The organism is Priestia sp. YIM B13490, assembly GCF_042787735.1.
In the GTDB taxonomy this organism is placed as follows: domain Bacteria; phylum Bacillota; class Bacilli; order Bacillales; family Bacillaceae_H; genus Priestia; species Priestia megaterium.
In genome coordinates, this window is the sequence record NZ_JBHZOT010000004.1 from 307992 (window position 1) to 328806 (window position 20815).

The window sequence follows — 20815 nt, forward strand, 5'->3', positions numbered from 1 at the left end:
ATTTTTATGTATGAAGACTGATAGCTGTAAATCGCTATCAGTCTTCACTTGATTTATGCATTTAAGCCGTTAATAAACTCTTCAATTTCTTCTTTTGTTTTACGGTCTTTGCTGACAAAACGCCCTGTTTCTTCTCCGTTGCTGTAACCAACAAAGCTTGGAATTCCAAAGATGCTTAATTCTGCACAAAGATCGATAAAGTCATCGCGGTCGACATAGTGAAAGGTATACTCACTATGATTCGCCTCAATTTCTGGAAGCACAGGCTCGATTACTCGGCAATCTGGGCACCAGTCTGCTGAAAACATCATGATATGCTTTCCTTCTTTAATGATTTCTTTGTATTGTTCAATTGTTTGCATTTTTTCCATTTTTCTTTCCTCCACTTTTTCTTTTACTTTCGTATTTAAACGGCTAAAGCCCTATACATTATTTAATCCTTCTACATCAAAACATAGTATATGAGTTGTTGCAACTATCATACACTGATGCTTTTCTATTATAAAGGGTTACAAAGAAATTTCCTATTGAACAGCTTGATTTGTCCTAAAATCAAGCTGTCCTTTTAGCATTAAAACAACCTGATAAAACATAGCGGTCCGATCTAAATTTCCATTGGTGAAAATACCGATTGCTCCTTCTTTTTTTCGGATATTCTTTTGGTTTGTATACACTTCCATAGCTTCGGCTAATTCTTTTTTATCATGACGAAGCATACCGGCTACCGCTTCAGGAAGCCGAATACGAGCCCCTCCACCTAAAATCGGTTCAAGGTCCTTAGAGGTAACAAGGCTTCCCCAATTGCAAAGGAATAAGCCATGAGGCGTTTCCTGCACCCCTCCTTCAAGCCCAATACCAATATCAGCACCTGTCTCTTTCACAGCAGCACGCGCGCGATTAACCGCTCCTTGGATGGTTTCTTCGTCAGAAAAAGGCTGTGGCGACACCCCGGACTGCACGCCTACCTCTACATATGTAAAAGTATCTCCAAATACTTTTTTTACTGCATTTACTTTTGTTGGATTTTCCGTTCCGATTGCAATTTTCATTTTTTTCTCCTGTCATTATGAAACAAAGCAACCGCAAAAGCAGCTGCTTTGTTCTTTTTTATCCGTTTTGCTTAATCGTATCGAGCGTTGTTTGGTCTGTAGAACGTACAAGTTTGACTAGTAATTCTTTTGCAGCTGCATAGTCATCTACATGAATCATAGAAGCATGAGTATGAATATAACGTGAACATACGCCGATGACCGCAGAAGGAACTCCATTATTAGAAGTATGAACGCGCCCTGCATCCGTACCTCCTGGAGAAACAAAGTATTGATAAGGGATGCTGTTTGTCTCAGCTGTATCTAAAATAAATTCTCTCATTCCTCTATGTGTGACCATCGTACGGTCAAAGATACGAAGTAATACGCCTTTTCCTAATTGTCCAAATGCATTTTTATCGCCTGATGTATCGTTAGCTGGACTAGCATCTAGTGCATAAAACAAATCCGGTTTAATCATATTCGCAGCTGATTGAGCACCGCGAAGTCCTACTTCTTCTTGCACAGTAGCTCCAGAATATAAGATATTTGGCAATTTTTCATTTTTTACTTCTTTTAATAATTCAATCGCAAGTCCGCACCCATAGCGGTTATCCCATGCTTTCGCCAGTATTTTCTTTTCATTTGCCATTGGCGTAAACGGACAAATCGGTACAATTTGGTCGCCAGGACGAATGCCCATTTCTGCTACTTCCTGCTTACTATCTGCGCCCACATCAATCATCATATTTTTAATGGCCATTGGCTTGTTGCGCTGTGATTCGTCTAATAAATGAGGAGGGATAGAAGCAATTACGCCGGTGATAGGACCTTTTTTTGTAACAACATGGACGCGTTGAGCTAGCAGTACTTGACTCCACCATCCTCCTAGAGTTTGAAAACGAAGCATTCCTTTATCTGTTACAGACGTAACCATAAATCCTACTTCGTCCATATGTCCCGCTACCATTACTTTAGGACCTTTTTCTTCATTATAGCGAACGCCGAATAAACTTCCTAACCCATCTTGAATGACTTCATCTACAAGGGGTTCAATTTGCGAGCGCATAAATGAACGTACTTGATGTTCGTTTCCAGCGGCACCTGGTAACTCCGTTAATGTTTTAAATAGAGATAGCGTTTCATTGTTCATATATACTCTCCTTTATGTATCATTTTCTTTATTGTATCGAAAACCGGAAATAGTTGCTAGTTCCGTCCTTCTCTTCTATAACTCAACTTAACAAAGCATTCGACAATTTGATATAATGATGAAAACATATCCTTAAAAAGCAGGTGAATAACGTGAAATGGACTCAACTAATAGCAGGAGCTGCAGTCGGATTTGCAAGCGCTTATATTCTTCAAAAAAGAAAGTCGTCAATTTCCTCATCGGAAGCCCTTACGATTGTTAAAAGCGCTTTTAAACAAAATGGGGCAATCGATGGCTCATGGATTGAAACAACGACTAAAGTCATTCAAAAACATGGTCTCTCTTTTTATGGTTATACAGGTGGAATTATCAGAACACGTGATGCAAAACAGGAACATTACGAGTTTTTCATTGATAAAAAAAGCGGTTCTATTATTGAATTGACGCTGAATGCACCCGTTTAATTTCGTCAACTATTTCTCCTTTGTTATCCCATTTTACAGCTCGATAAAAAGCATCATGATAAAAACTTAGCCAAGCTTGATTCTCATAGGCATAAGCTAGCCACTGCTGCTTTTGTTCAATCGAAGTCATTGGATAATCATCATATGCCATTACCCATAAGACATTTTGATGTGCATGTGTTGGCAAAAGATCGCCCATGTGCACTAAGATGTCATTGTTTCCTTTTAATACAACTACAGCATGACCATCGCTGTGACCGCCGGTATGATGAGCCGTTACTCCAGGCACAATTTCATCTTTATCGCTAAATGTTGTTACTTGATGCTGAATAAATTCCCAATTTTGTTTCCAATACGTATTTTTAGAACGTATATTAGGATTTCTCATTTCATTCCACTCGATCTCACTAACAAAGATTTCTGCATTTGGAAAAGCAGAGGAAAAATGTCCGTTGCTGCATTTTGTTAAGCCTGACACATGATCAAAGTGAAGATGCGTCATAATGACATGAGTAATATCTTCGCACGTAAACCCTAACTTTTGTAAATCTTCAGCAATAAATGATTCTTCTGTTACACCAAAATGACGCTTTTTTTTCTCATCCAACATACCATTCCCTATACCCCCATCAATTAACATGAGGTGTTTTTCAGTTTGAACGAGCAAAGGATCAGTTCTCATTGGAATTCGATTTCCTTCTGAGATAGGATATTTTTTTGTCCAAAGCTCTTTTGGAACAACACCAAACATTGCTCCTCCGTCTAAATGATTATTCCCTCCACGAAGCCATGTCACTTTTAATTCGCCTATTGTTAACGTTTCCATTTTACACCTCCATTATATTCCTTTTTATTTTATCACTATCTCCTTCTCTTTTTGAACAAAAAAAGACTGATGAACTCAGTCTTTTTCGTTCAGGTATTTTACTTCACAGCGGTAAATACGGCTGCCTTTTTGTGAAAATTTCTCTTCATATTCCGTCATAACATTGCCTTCAAAATCGCTTTTATGCAAATCTAAGCTAATGTATTTGAGAAGAAGCCCATATTCTGAAAAGCTTGTCAATGAATATTCAAATAGACCTTGATTATCTGTTTTAAAGTGAATTTCTCCACCATCAACCAGCAGGTTTTCGTACATGCTTAAGAACGTTTTGTATGTTAAACGGCGTTTGGCATGTCTCTTTTTTGGCCATGGATCAGAGAAATTGAGATAAACGCGATCCACGTCATTTTTTGCAAAAAACTCACTAAGGTGGTTAGCATCTACATTCAACAGCTTTAAATTTGGAAGCTCTTCTTCAATCAATCGTTCTAGAGCACTTAAGATGACACTTTCATACATTTCAATTCCAATATAGTTGATATGCGGATTTTGTTTAGCCATCCCTACTAAAAATTGGCCTTTTCCTGTTCCTACTTCAATATGAAGAGGATTTTCGTTTCCAAAAACCCCTTTCCAGTTCCCTTTATACTCTGCTGGGTTTGGAACCACGTATTGGGGATTTTCAGCAATTTTATCTTTTGCCCAAGGTTTGTTTCGTAATCTCATGTTGCACCTCTTTAATGTATTTTGACGCATTGAAAATGTCGGTTATTCGAAACAACCGACATTCTCATGCATAATTGTGTTTAGATAGAAAAAAATAAGAGCATCATACGAGAAAGGATGATGCTTAATGCCTTTAAATGCCGAACACCAAATGAATATATTAAAAGATATTTTATCTAATCATCAAAGTGATTGCTGCGGAACGGTTGCGGAATGTGAACAGGTTGAACGTTTAATTCAATCAATGTTAGCAAAAGGATACGCTAGCACAGACGTACAAGCAACACTACAAAACGTGTATAAATACACGCAAGATGCAAAAAGTGCTGCTCATTTAGACGAACATATTCAAACCAATCAACAAAATTTATCACAATGGGTCCAAGAACTATCTACCTTGTCATAATCTTTGCTACTGTGCTTGAATGTCGTTGACGAGCAACATCCGAAGATATTCAAGCCAGTAGTTCATTTCAGAATGTTCATTTTTCGAACGATGCCATTCAATGAATAAAATGGTTTGACTTATCACATACCACTTCATTCTCTTTTTCAAGTTCTCGGTTAGTTCAACTCCATAATGCTCAAGCCATTCTTCCCACTGAGATGGATTGATGTACCAATAAAGCAATAAACCTAAATCAATAGCAGGATCTGCAATCATCGCTCCGTCCCAGTCGATTAAATATAGCTGCGTATTCTCTCCAAGCATCCAGTTATTGTGGTTCACATCACAGTGACACACAACATATTTATCTGTCTGAACGGACGGAAGCTCTGCTTGTAAATAACTGATTCCCTGCTCTACAATACTTTCTTTTTGAAGTCGCTCGTCCACATTCTCTACAATATCGGCTAGCACGTCTTCGGGAAGAAGCGGTGTTTTCCCCAACCTTTTCAACATATCTAATAACTCGTTTGAATGATGAATTTTACTAAGCAATTCTGTCACTCGACTCGAATTCATATCTTTTGGTTTTAATTCTCGACCATCTAGCCAGTGCTGAGCTGTGATCACATCTCCATTTTCCATTCGTCTTGTCCACACGAGCTTCGGTACGATTCCTTCAGCTGACAATACTGCTAAAAAAGGTGATGAATTACGCTTTAAAAAAAGCTTTCGGTCTTGAAATTTTGCAAAATAAGCTTCTCCTGTCGCTCCGCCAGCAGGAGTAATTTCCCATTCGCTTCCTAATATATCTTCCAACCAATTCACCTTCAATTTCAACACACACATTTCGTTTAAAAATTTCACTCAATAAAGCAATCTATTAAGACATCATGACGTTATTTTCTTAGTAAATAAAAAAGACGGCTATTGAGGATATGTATCAATAGCCATCCTTTATAAATATTATCTCCATCATACTTTTTTCGTCAAGTGGTTGAAGACAATAATTACGTTTGAAATAAAATAAGAACGCTAAGCTTTGAAACGTTTATAGCATTATCCTCTATAGTAGGATACCCATTTTTATATACTTTACAATGATCAAGTGCTATTTTCCATGGTCCTTCTGGCAAAACTACTTTTTCTTCCATTAGGCCTTGATTAAAAAACACAATAATATTCTTCCACGGACCGTAAGCCAATACGTTTGATAAGCAATAGCCAATAACGGATTGCGGCGTATTTAGGAAAGAAACATGCTGCCTAATCGCTGAAGCATCTCCCAAGCGAAATGCACCGTGCTGTTTGCGAATACGAATCAGCTCTTGAACCCAATTCACATCAGGAGAAAATTTGATCCGTCGATTCCAATCAAGTGCATTAATATCATCGGGTGAATTATAGCTGTTCTCTACGCCTTGTTTAGTGCGGTAAAACTCTTGACCACTATGAAGAAACGGTATGCCTTGCGAAAGAAGTACAATAGCAGTAGCAAGGCGGTGACGACTTCTACGAATGTCTTCGTCTTCTTCTCCATTTGAATTCGTTAACTTATCCCACAGCGTATGATTATCATGTGATTCAACGTAATTAACTGATTGTGCTGGATTTATAAATAAAGCCCGGCTGTCTTCTTTATCCAGAATGCTCCCCGCTATAACAGATTGCACGGTCTCTTTTTGATGAATATTTCCGCTGATAAAACCTTTTTCATATACATCAAACGTGCTTCCTTTTACAGAATCTCGAAAGCGATCATTAAAATAGCCGATTTGAGGCGTTTGGCGGGCATTCGCCATAATTGCTTTTTGATTATAGGGGAGAGGAGTGTTTAAATCCCAGCCTTCGCCAAACACCAAAATAGTAGAATCAATTTCATTTATTTTGTCCCGAATGATGTTCATCGTTTCTATATCTAAAATCCCCATGAGGTCAAAGCGAAGCCCATCAACGTCGTACTCTTTTATCCAAAACAATACTGAATCGATAATAAACTTTTGCGCCATTTTCCGTTCAGAAGCAAAATCATTTCCTACTCCCGTCCCGTTCGAAGGCATCCCAAACTCATCATGTCGAAAATAATAGCCCGGAACAATTTTTTCAAAAGGTGATTCCTCTCGTACAAATACGTGATTATAAACTACATCTATAATAACACGGAATCCCTGTTGATGAAGTGTTGATATTAATTGTTTCACTTCAGCAATACGAGTGGCAGGATTTGAAGGGTCAGCGGAGTAGCTTCCTTCTGGTACATTAAACAACAATGGATTATACCCCCAATTATAAGAAGCATGAGGGTTTAATTCATCTACTCCGCCAAAGTCGTTAATAGGAAGAAATTCAAGGTGGGTCACTCCTAGCTCTTTTAAATAATGAAGACCTGTTGTTTTGCCTGGCTGCCCGCTTGATTCAGTAACAGCTAGGTATGTGCCCTTTTTTTCTATCCCGCTTAAAGGATGAATAGAAAAGTCGCGAACGTGCATTTCGTAAATAACGGCATCTGTTGGCTGAAGGAAAGGTGGCTTTTCATGGGGATGAACATAGGCTGTATGAAGATTTATCAGAACTCCGTATTCACTATTTGCTGTAGCTGCAACGGCATAAGGATCCACCGCTTCATTTGTCCGGTCGTTTACATCTATTAAAAATCGATAATAATATCCTTCTTTATCTAAGGGAAGTTTCTTTTCCCATACGCCTTTTCTTTGACGAGCCATGACGTACAGTTCTTCTTTGCCGCTGTTTGCATGTATTAATTTTAAAATCACTGCTGATGCAGTCGGGGCCCAAATTTTTATCATAATATGATCTGAATAAAAGGCTGCACCCAAATCATTTTGATTATAATAAAATCTCTCATCAAACTCTTTGGTTCGTATAACAGCCCCTACCTGCAGCGGAACTTTCTCTCCGTAATTATCACAGATAACGTACGACTGTCCAATTTCTATGCTACCTTCAACCTTGCCTTCATATTTGATAAAACCTTCTAATTCATGTACGTTTTCAATAGAGATGGTCTCATGTATTTGTGTACTTTTAATCACAAAAAAATCAATTTGACCTTCATGATAAGAAGTTGGAACTAAAAGAGTAATACGATCTATTTGATCTAAATAAGCTTGAAACTTATTATCACCAGTCATCCTTTTCTCCTCCTTATGCCAATTACCTCTTTAGTAGCATTATATGTAGTAAACGCAAAAACGAAAGCACTTTCATAGCGTGAATGTTCGTATTATTCACCTGCTTCGAATTCCCGGTCAAAATAAATACTCTGGCTGTGTTCGAGCAATACTTGAGCTGCTTTCATCTGCTTAAACTTTAAAGGTGCTTTAGATTTCCTAAGTTCACAAAACCATTCTTCATACTTTCTAGCATCTACAAATTCAACCTGATAAGGCTCCGCAGCGTAATCAATGTATCCATTTCTGCTCAGTAATATTTTCTTTACGTTATGTTCAATATCGTGAGTACGATAGATGCTTCGGACAATTTGCTCCGTTCGATTTAACCCAATTAAAGGATTTAATATCTTTTTTTGATCTCTTCCTCTTAACTCTGTCCAAAAATTTTCTTTTGAATACTGAAAAACAGCACTTTTATATGTTTCTATTAAACAAATACAGAGGGTTTCCGTTGGAGTAACAATAATGATATCTCCTTCTACCGGAGCTTTATTAATCAGGAAAACAGGCTTGTACATCACGAGACATGTATCAGGAAAGCGCTGAATAAAATAACGGAGAGCTTCATCATGGTAATATTTACGATCTGCTTGTGAGAACTCAAATAAAGTGGATGTAGCCCATTTCATTTGAAGATCAAATACATTTTCTAAAAACAATATTTTCAAGTCTTCCGCTGTTTGTGGAAGAGTTGTAAACCTCAATAGCTCTTGATTTTCCACGCTATCGCTAGAGAACGCTTCTTCCACTTCACACGTTTCTTTTTTTCTTGTAAACCGCTCTTTTGCTTTTTGCAAAAATGAACGTTGAGCTTTTGTTTCTTCTTGTACAGGCGGCTCATGTAATAGCCCTTCTTCAAATAATTGCTTTGCTTTCTTCCAATTATGCTTTTTTAAGTGATTAAACTGAGACGTGTAGTGATAAACGTCTTTTTCATAACGGGAAATATAATCTTGCACCTTAAGTAGCTGCGCCACGTTTACATCAATCCCCTAATTAAAATTCCTCTAAAACTTTGTTCGCCGATGATTTCTCTATTATCATCGGCGTTTTCTTTCCTTTGATAAGAGCGATTTTTAAATAACCTCTCTCCATGCTTGTATGTTCATATGCTACTGTGACTGCAAGGAAAAAGATAGTATTTTTTTATATTTAGGTTTGCTAGCAGGATGAACTTCAAAAAGGGCAAACGAACTTACTTGAAACTGTTCTTCAATCGACGTTTGTTTTAACTGTTCTTCCAAAAGTCCGGCTTCCCCTCCCCACTTCTTTGCAATCGTAATATGAGGACGATAAGGACGTTTTTCATATAAGCCGCTTAGATCTCCCCATACGGCCTGTATATCCCTTTGCAGATTCATAAGCTTATCATTTGGCCTAAGGCTTACATAAAGCACTCTAGGCTTGTTATACGCACCGAACACATCGTACTGACCTGTCTGCAGCGAAAAACTTGAATGACGGGAGGCTACCTCTTTTAAGCGCGTAATCAGCTTTTCCTTTTTGTCATCTAAAAACCCTAAAAATTGTAGCGTTATATGATAATCGTCAGGGTATGTCCATTGTTTGAAAGGAAAAGGTATTAATTCCTTTGCCCAATTTTCTGCCTGATGTGCAATGGATACAGGCACGTTGATTCCAATAAAATAATGTTTATCGCCTTTCATCAAATCGCTCCTTTTCTTTTTATTATCTTTCCCCAATTGGTTATGTTCAAAAAGAGCTAGATCTATTTTAAAGGTTTTTTCGGATGAAATAGAGAGGTTTTTCTGAAAATTTGTCATGTGCTTAAAAAATAAGAATTTGTGTTATCATAGAAACAATACAGAGAATTTTTATAAGAAAAGGATGAGAAAAATGAAAGTTGTTAACAATATGGCTGATTTGATTGGCGAAACACCTCTTGTTAAGTTGAATCGTCTTCAACCTGCAGATGGAGCATCCGTTTACTTAAAACTAGAATTTTTTAATCCAAGCCGTAGTGTAAAAGACCGTGCTGCTTTTAATATGATCGTGGAAGCTGAAAAAGCAGGCTTGCTCAATGAAAATTCTACTATTATTGAACCAACGAGCGGAAATACAGGTATTGGCTTAGCAATGAATGCAGCGGCAAGAGGTTATCGTTCTATTTTAGTTATGCCAGATACCATGACTCAAGAACGAATTAACTTGTTAAAAGCATATGGTGCGGAAGTTGTTCTAACACCGGGCGATGAGAAAATGCCTGGAGCAATTCGCAAGGCAGAAGAGCTTACAAAAGAAATTCCAAATGCATTTATGCCCATGCAGTTTGAAAATAATGCAAACCCTGACGCTCATCGAAAAACGACTGCTAAAGAAATTATCGAGGCAATGAACGAGTTAGGCAAAGACTTATCTGCTTTTGTTGCTACTGCTGGAACAGGCGGAACGATTACAGGAACTGGTGAAGTACTAAGAGAAAACTACCCAAATATGACCGTTCATGTTGTGGAACCAGCTGGGTCTCCTGTATTATCTGGAGGAAGACCTGGGAAGCACAAGCTTGTAGGAACAAGCCCTGGATTTATTCCTGATACGCTTAATGTAGATGTTTACGACGAAATTTTAAAAATTAAAGATGAACAAGCCTACGATATTACGCGACGCTTGGCTTCTGAAGAAGGAATTTTAGTCGGTCCTTCATCTGGCGCTGCGTGCTATGCTGCTATCGAGGTAGCCAAAAAATTATCTCCTGATCAAGTGGTCGTATGTATTGCTTGCGATACAGGTGAACGTTATTTATCAAGCGACCTATTCTCATTTGAATAATAAAAAAGCGAACGCAAAGGCGTTCGCTTTTTTTATTTAGCTAATTCGTAAATAGCCTGTGCATAAATAGCTGTTGCACGAAGTAAATCTTCAATTACCATGTACTCGTCTTTTTCGTGCGCTACTTCTTCACGGCCTGGGAAAAGAGGTCCAAATGCCACCCCCGCTTCCAATGCTCTGGCATACGTTCCTCCTCCAATTGAAATAAGTGTAGGTTCTTCATTTGTTTGTTCTTGGTAAACCTTTTGAAGCGTTTGAATAAGCTCATGTTTTTGATCGACATGATGTGGTTTAGAATCTGTAAAATGTTTGATGGTCATTTGATAAGATTCACTTTTTTCTTTAATCGTATCAATAATGTCGTCAATATGAGCTGATACAGGATAGCGAATGTTTAAACCAAAGTGCCCCGCTTCTTCTTGATTGTAAGACATAATTCCAACATTTATCGTTAAATCACCCGTAACCTCATCTTTGCGATTTAAGCCCATTTTTTCTCCTAGTGCATCTTGAACTAAATACGCATTTGCATAACCTACAAACTGATTAGCTTGTTCATCAAGTTCTAATGTGTGTAAAAAGCGAAGAAGCGTAAGTCCAGCATTTTTCCCTTTATCAGGCACACTGCCATGTGCTGAAACGCCTTCTAAAGTAAGTGTGTATACACCGCTCTTTTCTGTTATTGAACCTTTTAAAGACTGATCCTTTAAAAATTGATCATATTTATTTTTAATATCCGTTTCACTATGGAATTCAAGAACAGCTGTTGCAAGATCAGGAACCATATTGTAGCGTCGTCCAGAGACAAATGATGTAAGCTGAACGCTTCCCTTTGTTCCTTCAATTGGCTGCTGGCGAATTTCTACGTCTGTAATTCCTTTTTCAGCAAAAATGATAGGAAAATCCGCATCGGGCGCAAACCCCATAGTTGGCATCTCTTCATGATTGAAGTAGTGGTCCACACATCTCCAGTCACTTTCTTCATCCGTTCCAATGATCATTCGAACCCGTTTAGATAGAGGAAGCCCTAAATCTTTCACAATTTTCATCGCATAATAAGCAGCCATCGTCGGGCCTTTGTCATCGATTGCTCCTCTAGCAAAAATTTTCCCGTCTTTTATTTCACCGCCGTATGGATCAACCGACCACCCGTCTCCTTCAGGAACAACGTCTACGTGACAAAGAATGCCAAGAAGTTCTTTCCCTTCTCCTGCTTCAATATGACCAGCATATCCGTCTACGTTCTTGACGGAAAACCCGTCATTTTTTCCTTTATTTAAAAGAAAGTCAAGCGCTTGAGCAATTCCAGGTCCAAATGGCTCTTCTTGTTTTTCTGTGCTTGTCAAAACACTTTTAATTTGTAGAAAACGCTGCGTCTCAGCTAGAATTTCAGCTTCTCTTTTTTGAACTTCCTCTTTCCAATTAATTGCCGTCATCTGTTTGTCTCCTTTTCCTGCTTTTACAGATTGTATCTATCATTACTATTGGTAAATTTAACTTTATCATACCTTTATATAGAAAGAAATAATTGTCTCTTTCCTTTCATATCAAAGGTTTACAGAGTCAAAATTCCGGGAAATAAATTGTAGGCACAATCGATAAAAACGGATTCTATTTGTTTATTGTTTACATATACTATAAAAAATGTGCAAATAGAGGAAGGAGATGTTACGAAAGGATTACATATTTATATCATTTTTTGTAAATATTGTGTTAATTTGCGTTTTCTCTTTTATTTTTCTGTCGATTTTGTGTACAATAAGGATAAGGACTGAAATAGTGCTTGACATCTCAGAGTTATAAAGAAGTTGTGCCTTACGAAAAACGAATAAGGAAGTGGTTTTTTGAAACCTTCAACTAATCGAATGCTAACTCGTATCAAATCGGTCTATATGTTCATTTGTAAAAATGGAACAGTTACAACGCAAGAGCTCGTAGACGAATTTGGTATTACACCAAGAACCATTCAGCGTGACTTGAATGTGTTAGCATATAATGATTTAGTTCGCAGCCCAAGTCGCGGTACATGGACGACTACGCAAAAGAAGGTCAAGATGTCATCCTAGTAAGTTTATTTCAAGGGTAGTAAGTGATTTATATATAGAGATAAAATTCTACGCAGTAGAAAGTCAAGACTTGGACGAGTGCATAGTCCCCCGCTCCATTTGCACGTCAAGCAGAGTTGGTACTCGTTTAAGTGCTTTAACGTGAAATGTTTCACTTGTCTAACAAAGTGGACAAAAAAAAGGAACCATTTTAGACTTAGGTTCCTTTTTCTTTCGCCTCTTCTTAGGCATTTGAGTTTTGCAATAAAGCTAGTTCTTCTTCCGTTAACTCCCTATACTCTCCTAAATCTAACGACTCGTCTAATAGCAAAGCTCCCATAGATAAACGTTTTAAATACGTTACTTTTTTTCCTCTTGCTTCAAACATACGCTTCACTTGATGAAATTTCCCTTCAACGATCGTTAATTCAATTTTTGATTCCACACCGCTTGTTAGTATCTTTAACTCTGCTGATTTTGTTACATATCCATCATCAAGAGTGACACCTTGCCTAAATGCTTCAGCATCTTCTTCAGTCACCGGTGCATTAATTTTTGCAAAATACGTTTTAGGAACGTGCTTTTTAGGAGATAGCAGCTGATGTGCAAGCTGACCGTCATTCGTCAGCAGCAAGAGCCCTTCTGTATCTTTATCTAAACGCCCTACCGGAAATGGGTTATACACAGCATCATCAAGTTCAAGCAAGTCCAAAACTGTTTCATGAAGAGAATCTTCTGTCGCTGATATGACGCCTTGCGGCTTATGAAGCATAAAGTAAACAAATTCTCGGTAAGAAACGGCTTCGCCATGCACAGTTATTTCTTGTTCATCTGGATTAACGTGGACCTTAGCATCTTTAACTGCTGTACCGTCTACCTTAACAGCCCCAGTCTTTAAAAGACCTTTAACTTCTTTTCGGCTTCCGTACCCAATGGTAGAAAGCAATTTATCCAAACGCATGTAATATCCTCCTCTTTTTTGAAAAGAAGATGACTCTAACGAGTCATCTTCTTAGGCACTGCGCTGTTTATTTCGGCGCAGTATCTTTCGTTCAATTGCACCTGTTACCCTCGCTCCCATTACTTTTTCAAGCAGGCTTGTACGATAGGTAATAATAAAGTAAATAAGGCCGCCTACTGCTGCTCCTATAATCGTAATAACAGTGGCAGAGAATCGTCCTGGCGTTGTAAACAGACCAATCACTGCTGCGACAATTTTTACGCTGATTCCCATAATCGCAACAAAAATGAGAATAAGCACAGAGCGTTTTATAAACTCACTGTAGTTATATTTTGCGTGTTTTTGAATAAGCGCAAACATATAAACAAGAGATACGATATAGCCTAATGCAGTCGCTAAAACTGAACCAATCTCGTGGAACATAAGAATAAATGGAACGTTCACGACAATTTTCACAATCAATCCAAATAATAGACTTAAAACAGCATATTTTTGTTTGTTGATTCCTTGTAAAATAGCTCCATTCACCGTAAAAAATGAGAACAATAAAGCTACCGGTGCATAGTAAAGCAAGACATTCCCACCCGCATCCGATGCATCTGTTCCAAAGAAAAACGTATAGGCTGGGCCAGCTAAAGCCATTAATCCTACAGATGCTGGCAGCACAAGAAACATAATCGTTTGATATGTTTGGTCAATTTGCTTTTGCAGTACGTTATAATCTTTATTCACAAAGGAACGTGTAATCGTTGGTACAAGAGTCAAACCGAACGCAGTAGCTAATGAAACGGGAATCATCACAAGCTTTGGAACATAAGACTGAACAATTCCGTTCATTGACTCTGCTATTTCTTTTTGTCCAGCCGCTACCATTGCACGGTTAAATGTGAATTGGTCCACATACTGATAAAGCGGAATAGCCAAGCTGACAAAGACATATGGCAATGAATACGTAAGCAGCTCTTTAAAAATGGATACGGTAGAAATACGCGTAGGCGTTACCGTCTGCTCGTTCACCATTTTATCAAGATAAGGCTTTCGTTTTTTCCAGTACCAAATCAATACAGCCAGTCCAGCAAGAGCTCCTACAAAAGCCCCCATCGTAGCAAATCCAACGGCTAATGCAAGACTCCCGTGGACAACTTTGATGACGATATAGGTAGATGCCAATAAAAAGACAACCCGCACAAGCTGTTCAACTACTTGTGAAACAGCTGTTGGTCCCATAGACTGGTGACCTTGGAAAAATCCTCGCATTAAACTCATCATCGGTACTACAATTAACGCAACACTAACCATTCGCATAACCATTACTACATCTTCTAAGGAGTTATTTAAATCAGAACCTCCCAGTGTAATTCTAGACATAACAGGAGCTAACGAATATAAAAGTAAAAATGCAAGTATTCCTGTGACAAGCATTAATTTCATGCCGGCCCGGTACATTCTTCTACTCGTATAGTAATCACCGAGTGCATTATATTTTGATACAAATTTCGATACGGCCATTGGCATACCGGCTGTAGCAATACTTAAATAAATAGCATATTGGTTATATCCGTAACCAAACAGTGCTCCCCCTACGGTTCCAACAAGGATCGCAAATGGAAATAAATAAATCATTCCCAAGATTCGGGATACATAGGTGCCAAGCGTCAGCACAAAGGTCCCTCTTAACAATTTTGAATCAGACATACGTTTGCCTCCGATACTTAATGTTACATACTGATAATAATGATAGAATTGAAAAGAAGCAAGTGACAGTATACACTAAGAAAGGTCTTATACTCACTCGCACTCGTCAACAAACTAGAAAAACAAAGACTATAGCCCATTTTATCCAATGTTGAGAGATTTGTCAGTGAACAAACTAAAATTTTTTAAGAATAGACAGGTTGGTGAAAGTATGATATATGATGTAGTCGTAATCGGAGGAGGACCTTCTGGTTTGATGGCATCGATTGCAGCTGGTGAGTCAGGTGCAAACGTATTATTAATTGATAAAGGCAATAAACTTGGACGAAAGCTTGCCATTTCTGGAGGCGGACGCTGTAATGTGACAAACCGTCTTCCCATTGATGAACTTATTAAACACATTCCAGGAAACGGACGCTTTTTATACAGTGCGTTTTCTGTTTTTAATAACGAAGATATCATCTCTTATTTTGAAGGCCTTGGAATTAAATTAAAAGAAGAAGATCACGGCCGTATGTTTCCGGTCAGCAATAAAGCGCAATCTGTTGTTGACGCATTAATTAGCGAACTTCACCGTCTTCGCGTGACAATTCGCACAAACACAGCCGTTAAACGCGTACACTATGAGAACAACACCGTGAAAGAAGTTGTGCTTCAAAACGGGGAAGCAATCCAAACGAAAAGCGTTGTGATTGCAGTAGGTGGAAAATCAGTACCTCATACAGGTTCGACAGGAGACGGTTATCAATGGGCAAAAGATGCAGGGCATAAAATTACTGAGCTTTACCCAACAGAAGTTCCTATTACATCTAGCGAACACTTTATTAAAACCAAAACGCTTCAAGGTCTATCGCTTCGCAATGTAGGACTAAGCGTGCTTAATAAAAAAGGCAAGCCTGTCATTACTCATCAAATGGATATGATTTTCACTCACTTTGGCATCTCTGGCCCTGCCGCTCTTCGCTGCAGCCAATATGTTGTTAAAGAGTTAAAGAAACAAAAAAGCAACACTGTTCAAATGTCTCTTGATTTATTTCCTAGCCAAAACGAAGAAGATATTTTTCAACAATTAGTCAAAACAACAAAAGAAGAACCGAAAAAAGCAATTAAAAATGTCTTAAAAGGTTTTGTATCTGAACGTTATCTATTGTTTTTACTCGAGCAGGCAGGCATTGATAGCCAAGCGCTAGCAGGACAGCTTCAGCATGAGAAACTGAGAGAATTTGCAAGACTGTGCAAACGATTTGAATTTGCTGTAAACGGCACGCTTTCTTTAGAAAAAGCATTCGTCACAGGAGGCGGCGTATCTGTTAAAGAAATTCACCCAAAAGAAATGTCTTCGAAATTTATGCAAGGCCTTTACTTCTGCGGGGAAATTCTTGATATCCATGGATACACTGGAGGATACAATATCACTTCTGCTCTTGTAACAGGCCGTTTGGCTGGAAGTAATGCAGGAGAATTTGCAACAAGCCTAGCATAATATGCTAGGCTTTATACATAACCATGGCTGAAAAACAGTACACCTGCTCATCACGATCAACATCCACTGTCACTTGGTATTTAATATCAACGACGTCTTCATCCTCTAATTTCCGTAAAAATCGGTTCACCGCAAATTCTAAATCTTTTTCATGCTCTTTATCAAACATTTTTACTTGTATCACAGCTTCTACCACCTTGTCCTATCAAATTTGTTTCAATCAGAATGGACTGTTTCTCTTGATGATGGTTTTTGTACAGATTTTCAATCTCTTACTACCTCTATTTTTATGAGGGCTTTTATAGATTTAGTCATCATTTGTTTTCCTGCTATCATTTTAGTCGGTTGGCAGAAGTTTCATTCAAAAAAGAGGTTAAGACATAACGAAATGAATTCAATCTAAAGACGAACAAATGGGATACATGAGCTGAACCGCTTGTAACACGGCAGTTGATTTCCTTGCAAGACTTCGCTTTCCGCGGGCGGCCAGTGATCCTCCTCCTCGCTTGCGCTCCTGGGGGGTCTCACCTGTTCCGCTTTTCTCGCAGGAGTCTTCGCCTTGCCTTCCAATCAACTGCTAGAAGAAACGAAACAAAAAAAATGAACCACTAATCAAACATGTTGATCAATGGTTCATTTTTCACTTCAGCTAAGATACTTTTGTCCCAGCCTCTTTTTATTTATTAACCGTTTTTCCTTCCCACTCTAACATACCGCCAACCATATTTGTTACTTTATATCCTTGTTCTTGAAGGTAGTAACATACGTTTTCACTGCGGCGGCCCGAACGGCAAATGAAAATATATTCTTTGTCTTTATCGAAATAATCCACATTACCTGGAATATCATTCATACGAATGTGTTTAGCAGTTGGAATCATTCCTTCTGCTACTTCTTCATCTTCGCGCACATCAACTAAATGAAGTTCTTCTCCATTTTCAACTCGTTTTTGAAGTTCTTCAGGCGTAATTACTTTTACTTCTTCCATCTTCGTCATTCCTCTCTATTCTTTCATTCAGCTTGCTATCGCTATTGTAGCAAATTCAAATACCTTTATGCCACTAAATAAGAAAAGCTTAAGCAGCAGCCTGCCTAAGCTTTTCCAATCGTAGTTAAAGGTTTGACTAAGCGCCTGATGTCAACCCGAAAGGTGGACATCAGGCGCTTAGGTCTAGAACAGAACCCCTGACTAAAGAACTGTCAGGGGTTCTGTTCTACATCAATACTTAATTAGCTACGATGTTTACTAATTTACCAGGCACAGCAATCACTTTGCGCACTGTCTTACCTTCAATGAACTCTTGAACATCTTCATTAGCCATTGCAATATCTTGAAGCTCTTCACGAGATGCCTCAGCAGGTACGTTTACTTTCGCACGTACTTTACCGTTAATTTGAACGACAATTTCCACTTCATCATCTACAAGTTTTGCTTCGTCAAACGCAGGCCAAGCCTCATACGAAATTGTATCTTCGTGACCTAGTTTGCTCCATAATTCCTCAGTCGTATGAGGACAAATTGGTGCTAATAGCTTCACAAATCCTTCTACGTATTGCTTTGGCAGCACGTCAACTTTGTATGCATCATTGATGAATACCATAAGCTGAGAGATACCTGTATTAAAACGGAGGCCTTCGTAATCTTCCGTTACTTTTTTCACCGTTTGGTGATACACGCGTTCAAGCGTAGTGTCATTGCTTTCTTGAACCTTGCTGCTTAATTCACCGTTATCGTCAACAAGTAAGCGCCATACACGATCTAAGAAACGGCGTGCACCATCAAGCCCTTTTGTTGACCAGGCGATTGACGCATCTAAAGGCCCCATGAACATTTCATAAAGGCGAAGCGTATCTGCACCGTGGCTTTCTACGATCTCGTCTGGGTTTACAACGTTACCTTTTGACTTACTCATTTTTTCGTTATTTTCTCCAAGAATCATACCTTGGTTAAACAGTTTTTGGAACGGCTCTTTTGTTGGAACTACGCCGATATCATATAAAAACTTATGCCAGAAACGAGCATATAATAAGTGAAGAACAGCGTGTTCAGCTCCACCGATATAAATATCAACCGGCAACCATTCTTTTAATTTATCTGCATCTGCTAACGCTTCACTGTTTGTTGGATCAATGTAGCGTAAGTAATACCAGCAGCTGCCTGCCCATTGAGGCATTGTATTTGTTTCGCGGCGCCCTTTTTTGCCTGTTTCCGGATCTACAACGTTCACCCAGTCATCAATGTTTGCTAACGGAGATTCACCTGTGCCTGACGGTTTGATTTCAGTCGTTTTTGGTAACACAAGCGGAAGTTGATCTTCAGGAACTGCAGTCGTTGTGCCGTCTTCCCAGTGAATAACAGGAATTGGTTCACCCCAGTAGCGCTGACGGCTGAATAACCAGTCACGCAGACGGTATGTTACTTGTTTTTCACCTTTTTCATTTGTTTGAAGCCACTGAATCATATTTGAAATTGCTTCTTCTTTATCTAAACCATTTAAGAAGTCTGAATTAACGTGCTCGCCGTCGCCTGTATAAGCTTCTTTTGAAACGTCTCCGCCCGCTACTACTTCTTTAATCGGCAGTTCAAATTTAACAGCAAATTCATAATCACGCTCATCATGAGCCGGAACAGCCATAATTGCACCTGTGCCATAGCTCATTAGAACATAGTCAGCAATCCAAATTGGCATTCTCTCGCCGTTTACAGGGTTAATTGCATAAGCACCAGTGAATACGCCAGTTTTGTCTTTAGCTAAGTCTGTACGTTCTAAATCGCTTTTGCTTTTAATTTGATCTAAATACGCTTCTACCGCTTCTTTTTGTTCGGCTGTTGTAATTTTTTCTACAAACGGATGTTCAGGTGCTAAAACGGCATACGTTGCCCCAAATAGCGTGTCAGGACGCGTTGTGAACACAGTAAATGTGTCGTCGTATCCATCGATTGTGAAGTGCACGTGAGCTCCTTCAGAGCGGCCAATCCAGTTGCGCTGCATTTCTTTAATACTTTCTGGCCAATCAAGCTCATCTAAATCTTCTAGTAAACGATCTGCATAAGCGGTGATTTTAAGCATCCACTGCTTCATTGGACGACGCTCAACCGGATGTCCCCCACGCTCACTTTTGCCGTCAATAACTTCTTCGTTCGCAAGTACCGTTCCTAGAGCAGGACACCAGTTAACAGCTACTTCATCCACATAAGCTAAGCCGTTTTTATATAGCTGTAAGAAAATCCACTGCGTCCATTTGTAGTAGTTTGGATCAGTTGTATTAATTTCTCGCTCCCAATCGTAAGAGAAACCTAACGATTTGATTTGACGACGGAAATTATTAATGTTAAGTTCAGTGAATTCAGCCGGGTCGTTTCCTGTATCTAATGCATACTGTTCAGCAGGTAGTCCGAATGCATCCCATCCCATCGGATGAAGTACATTGTATCCTTGCATACGCTTCATACGAGATAAAATATCCGTTGCTGTATAACCTTCTGGATGCCCAACGTGTAAACCAGCGCCAGATGGATAAGGGAACATATCTAATGCGTAAAATTTACGCTTTCCTTCATCTTCTGTTGTTCTAAATGTTTTATTTTCTTCCCAAACTTTTTGCCATTTTTGTTCGATCTTTTCATGATTAAAAGCCATACATAATCCTCCTTGTACGCTCCAGCTGTATTTAATTAAACTAAAAAACCCCTCATCCCTCAAACAAAGGGACGAGAGGTTGAATAAACTTCCCGCGGTACCACCCAAATTAGCACAATTATGTACTCACTCATTTTCCTTAACGCGGATAGACGGCAAATGTTACTTTACTTCACATTTACAACTCCAAGGTGAGTTCATGAACGCTCGTTTGCTGACTCGCACCACCCGTCAGCTCTCTTAGCTCGCTTCGTTCACTACTATTCCTTATCATAGTTTTTACATCATACTACCTTGTATTGTAAATAATATGTTCGTAAACTGCAAGTTGTTCAAGGGATTTTGTAAAAGTTTCTGCAATGCAGCACTGCTTTATTGCTAAATCCTCTCTTTCATTCTTATATATGAACAACTTCTCCCA

21 protein-coding genes and 1 other annotated feature are annotated in these 20815 nt (G+C 38.8%); of the genes, 5 read left to right on the forward strand and 16 right to left on the reverse strand.

What is annotated here, in order from left to right:
- Positions 1-53: 53 nt before the first annotated feature.
- From ACFX4R_RS15890 to ACFX4R_RS15900, 3 genes are all read right to left on the reverse strand, one after another.
- Entirely contained in the window at positions 54-371 is a 318-nt protein-coding gene (locus ACFX4R_RS15890) for a thioredoxin family protein (protein WP_013059504.1), read from the reverse strand.
- Positions 372-524: 153 nt separating this feature from the next.
- On the reverse strand, positions 525-1049 hold the full coding sequence (locus ACFX4R_RS15895; protein WP_043975943.1) for a DUF84 family protein: 525 nt from the start codon (positions 1047-1049) through the stop codon (positions 525-527).
- Positions 1050-1107: 58 nt separating this feature from the next.
- Complete coding sequence (locus ACFX4R_RS15900) at positions 1108-2181, reverse strand: M42 family metallopeptidase (RefSeq protein ID WP_013059506.1); 1074 nt, start codon at positions 2179-2181, stop codon at positions 1108-1110.
- Positions 2182-2333: 152 nt separating this feature from the next.
- Between ACFX4R_RS15900 and ACFX4R_RS15905 the strand changes: the two genes are divergently transcribed.
- A complete protein-coding gene (locus ACFX4R_RS15905) occupies positions 2334-2645 on the forward strand; it encodes a PepSY domain-containing protein (RefSeq protein ID WP_025750689.1) in 312 nt (103 codons plus the stop codon).
- On the opposite strand, the gene ACFX4R_RS15910 is transcribed toward ACFX4R_RS15905, so the two are convergent.
- On the reverse strand, positions 2614-3471 hold the full coding sequence (locus ACFX4R_RS15910) for a YtnP family quorum-quenching lactonase (RefSeq protein ID WP_043975940.1): 858 nt from the start codon (positions 3469-3471) through the stop codon (positions 2614-2616). The two genes, ACFX4R_RS15905 and ACFX4R_RS15910, sit on opposite strands and share 32 nt — an antisense overlap.
- 75 nt (positions 3472-3546) lie before the next feature.
- The gene (trmB, locus tag ACFX4R_RS15915) at positions 3547-4197 is read right to left on the reverse strand and encodes a tRNA (guanosine(46)-N7)-methyltransferase TrmB (protein ID WP_043975938.1); all 651 of its coding nucleotides are present in this window, start codon (positions 4195-4197) and stop codon (positions 3547-3549) included.
- A 127-nt stretch (positions 4198-4324) separates the two neighbouring features.
- Here trmB and ACFX4R_RS15920 point away from each other — a divergent pair, with 127 nt between their 5' ends.
- A complete protein-coding gene (locus ACFX4R_RS15920; RefSeq protein WP_013059510.1) occupies positions 4325-4603 on the forward strand; it encodes a YtzH-like family protein in 279 nt (92 codons plus the stop codon).
- Between the two features lie 6 nt (positions 4604-4609).
- Here ACFX4R_RS15920 and ACFX4R_RS15925 read toward each other — a convergent pair whose 3' ends face one another.
- From ACFX4R_RS15925 to thpR, 4 genes are all read right to left on the reverse strand, one after another.
- A complete protein-coding gene (locus ACFX4R_RS15925) occupies positions 4610-5404 on the reverse strand; it encodes a phosphotransferase family protein (RefSeq protein WP_028410490.1) in 795 nt (264 codons plus the stop codon).
- Positions 5405-5595: 191 nt separating this feature from the next.
- Positions 5596-7737, reverse strand: a complete 2142-nt coding sequence (gene pulA / locus ACFX4R_RS15930) for a type I pullulanase (protein ID WP_043975934.1) — start codon at positions 7735-7737, stop codon at positions 5596-5598.
- A 92-nt stretch (positions 7738-7829) separates the two neighbouring features.
- Entirely contained in the window at positions 7830-8756 is a 927-nt protein-coding gene (locus tag ACFX4R_RS15935; RefSeq protein WP_043975932.1) for a hypothetical protein, read from the reverse strand.
- Between the two features lie 135 nt (positions 8757-8891).
- The gene (gene thpR / locus ACFX4R_RS15940) at positions 8892-9446 is read right to left on the reverse strand and encodes an RNA 2',3'-cyclic phosphodiesterase (protein ID WP_043975930.1); all 555 of its coding nucleotides are present in this window, start codon (positions 9444-9446) and stop codon (positions 8892-8894) included.
- A 190-nt stretch (positions 9447-9636) separates the two neighbouring features.
- Between thpR and cysK the strand changes: the two genes are divergently transcribed.
- Positions 9637-10569 carry a cysteine synthase A gene (cysK, locus tag ACFX4R_RS15945; protein ID WP_013085245.1) on the forward strand — a complete coding sequence of 311 codons (933 nt, stop codon included), beginning with the start codon at positions 9637-9639 and terminating at the stop codon, positions 10567-10569.
- A 32-nt stretch (positions 10570-10601) separates the two neighbouring features.
- On the opposite strand, the gene pepV is transcribed toward cysK, so the two are convergent.
- Positions 10602-12005 (reverse strand): dipeptidase PepV, encoded by a 1404-nt coding sequence (gene pepV / locus ACFX4R_RS15950; protein ID WP_043975928.1) that lies wholly within the window; start codon positions 12003-12005, stop codon positions 10602-10604.
- A 408-nt stretch (positions 12006-12413) separates the two neighbouring features.
- Between pepV and ACFX4R_RS15955 the strand changes: the two genes are divergently transcribed.
- Complete coding sequence (locus tag ACFX4R_RS15955) at positions 12414-12635, forward strand: DeoR family transcriptional regulator (RefSeq protein WP_013059517.1); 222 nt, start codon at positions 12414-12416, stop codon at positions 12633-12635.
- Between the two features lie 223 nt (positions 12636-12858).
- Here the strand turns inward: ACFX4R_RS15955 and ACFX4R_RS15960 are convergent, their stop codons facing one another.
- Together ACFX4R_RS15960 and ACFX4R_RS15965 are read right to left on the reverse strand one after the other, a co-directional pair.
- The gene (locus ACFX4R_RS15960; RefSeq protein ID WP_043975926.1) at positions 12859-13575 is read right to left on the reverse strand and encodes a pseudouridine synthase; all 717 of its coding nucleotides are present in this window, start codon (positions 13573-13575) and stop codon (positions 12859-12861) included.
- Between the two features lie 51 nt (positions 13576-13626).
- Positions 13627-15270, reverse strand: coding sequence for a putative polysaccharide biosynthesis protein (locus ACFX4R_RS15965; RefSeq protein ID WP_043975924.1), 1644 nt, complete (start codon positions 15268-15270; stop codon positions 13627-13629).
- 211 nt (positions 15271-15481) lie between these two features.
- On the opposite strand from ACFX4R_RS15965, the gene ACFX4R_RS15970 reads away from it, so the two are divergent.
- Entirely contained in the window at positions 15482-16753 is a 1272-nt protein-coding gene (locus ACFX4R_RS15970) for a BaiN/RdsA family NAD(P)/FAD-dependent oxidoreductase (protein WP_043975922.1), read from the forward strand.
- Between the two features lie 4 nt (positions 16754-16757).
- Here ACFX4R_RS15970 and ACFX4R_RS15975 read toward each other — a convergent pair whose 3' ends face one another.
- The 4 genes from ACFX4R_RS15975 to leuS all read right to left on the reverse strand — a co-directional run bounded on the left by ACFX4R_RS15975 (position 16758) and on the right by leuS (position 20394).
- Positions 16758-16937: a sporulation protein Cse60 gene (locus ACFX4R_RS15975; RefSeq protein WP_013059521.1), complete on the reverse strand. Its 180-nt coding sequence runs from the start codon at positions 16935-16937 to the stop codon at positions 16758-16760.
- Between the two features lie 210 nt (positions 16938-17147).
- On the reverse strand, positions 17148-17327 hold the full coding sequence (locus ACFX4R_RS15980; RefSeq protein ID WP_080781547.1) for a hypothetical protein: 180 nt from the start codon (positions 17325-17327) through the stop codon (positions 17148-17150).
- A 102-nt stretch (positions 17328-17429) separates the two neighbouring features.
- Complete coding sequence (locus ACFX4R_RS15985) at positions 17430-17741, reverse strand: rhodanese-like domain-containing protein (protein WP_013085250.1); 312 nt, start codon at positions 17739-17741, stop codon at positions 17430-17432.
- A gap of 238 nt (positions 17742-17979) precedes the next feature.
- Positions 17980-20394 (reverse strand): leucine--tRNA ligase, encoded by a 2415-nt coding sequence (leuS, locus tag ACFX4R_RS15990; RefSeq protein ID WP_322552462.1) that lies wholly within the window; start codon positions 20392-20394, stop codon positions 17980-17982.
- 64 nt (positions 20395-20458) lie between these two features.
- Positions 20459-20677 (reverse strand) — a binding site (T-box leader).
- Between the last annotated feature and the right edge of the window lie 138 nt (positions 20678-20815).